Below are 1566 nucleotides of genomic sequence, written 5' to 3'. Positions count from 1 at the left end.
GTAAATTCAATGTTCTTACCCCTACTCCCTACTCCCTACTCCCTATTCCCTATTCCCTGTTCCCTGGGCGTAGCCCTATAAAAAATGAAAATAATTAAACTAACGGAGTATCAGCCAGATAAGATCCCACGCTACCAGATTCCAGAATCGCTAATCAATGAATTGCAGCAAAAATACAGCAATCAGGTAACAGTAAATCTCGAATACTCCAAAACCGGGGATTACTGGCAACTAACCTCTCAAGGATGGGTAGGTTATATTCCCCTAAGCAATGAACTGAGCATCCAACTCCAGCCGAAAGTCCCCCTAAACAATCTTTTCGGAATGCTGGACTATGCTTATAACCTTAGAAGCTTTCACATTCTAGAGGGGTTGATTGATTGTAAATCTCTAGAAGAATTTTACGATTACCTGGTCAGTATCCTTATTAATGGCATACGCGATCGCATTCGCCAAGGACTCTACCGCACCTACATCCCCACAATTGCTCAACTAGCATACCTTCGGGGGCGTTTGGATGTACAGCAAACTATCCAGAAGCCATGGGATATCAAACTTAACTGCCATTACGACCAACACACTAGTGACATCGAAGATAATCAGATTATCGCCTGGACACTCCACTGTATCTGTCGCACTAGTTTATATAGCGCTAATGTAAGTCCAATGTTGCGCCAAGCCTATCATGCCCTACAAAACCTTGTCACCCTACAACCTTATAGTGCTAGGGATTGTATCGGACGAAACTATAATCGGCTCAATCAGAATTACCAAAGGTTACATGCTCTTTGCCGCTTTTTTCTCGAACACAGCGGACCAAGTCATCAAACAGGTAGTAATACCATGTTGCCCTTTCTAGTTAACATGGCAAAACTCTATGAACGCTTTGTGGCTGAATGGCTAAAATCGCACTTACCCAGTGGCTTTGGGATTAAGATACTCGAAAAAGTAGACATCGACAAGACATTATATTTTTACATTGATTTAGTACTCTACGAGGTAGCGACTGAGAAAACATACTGCATTCTCGATACTAAGTATAAAATCCCTATTAGTCCATCTCGTGATGACTTTAACCAAGTAGTAATCTATGCCATCACACAAGATTGTCAAGAGGCAGTTTTAGTATATCCAGCTCCTTTAACTCAACCCCTTGATGTTAAAATTCGTGATATTCGAGTCCGCAGCTTGACATTTTCCCTGGATGGGAATTTGGAAGAAGCTGGTGAACTATTCCTAAAGAAATTAACAGGACTGTAATCATTCAGCTGACAGCGGTAGGCTGAATGCTTACGGTAATTGGTGATTATCCCTGAGCAATTACCCATTACTAAAAAACAAGAACGATCTTGGAATTGATTCAACAGACTTGATATCATCATTCATCATTGGCCAATTCCTCAACGCCCTGATGAATCACCACTGGTGTTCCCACAGAGGCCCAATCAAATAACCACTCAGCATGATCCACAGCTACATTGACACAGCCATGACTTACTGGAGTACCAAACTTACGATGCCAGTATGCCCCATGGATAGCATAGCCCCGGTGGTAATACATGGCAT

The 1566-nt window shown here is 42.2% G+C and carries 2 protein-coding genes; one reads left to right on the top strand and one right to left on the bottom strand.

Annotated features, from left to right (window positions below; all coding sequences use genetic code 11):
- The first annotated feature begins 84 nt into the window (after positions 1 to 84).
- Positions 85 to 1260 carry an McrC family protein gene (locus F6K37_RS41735; RefSeq protein WP_287257132.1) on the top strand — a complete coding sequence of 392 codons (1176 nt, stop codon included), beginning with the start codon at positions 85 to 87 and terminating at the stop codon, positions 1258 to 1260.
- 118 nt (positions 1261 to 1378) lie between these two features.
- On the opposite strand, the gene F6K37_RS41730 is transcribed toward F6K37_RS41735, so the two are convergent.
- Positions 1379 to 1566: L,D-transpeptidase (locus tag F6K37_RS41730; RefSeq protein ID WP_287257131.1), on the bottom strand; the 188-nt coding region annotated here is incomplete at its 5' end.

Source organism: Moorena sp. SIO4E2 (assembly GCF_010671945.1).
In the GTDB taxonomy this organism is placed as follows: domain Bacteria; phylum Cyanobacteriota; class Cyanobacteriia; order Cyanobacteriales; family Coleofasciculaceae; genus Moorena; species Moorena producens.
Note: the sequence above shows the minus strand (reverse complement) of the source record. Positions and strands in the feature narration are given on the sequence as shown.

What these genes read in the sequence shown, in the direction of transcription:
- F6K37_RS41735 (WP_287257132.1), top strand. Translation starts at nt 85, where the DNA reads ATGAAAATAATTAAACTAACGGAGTATCAGCCAGATAAGATCCCACGC.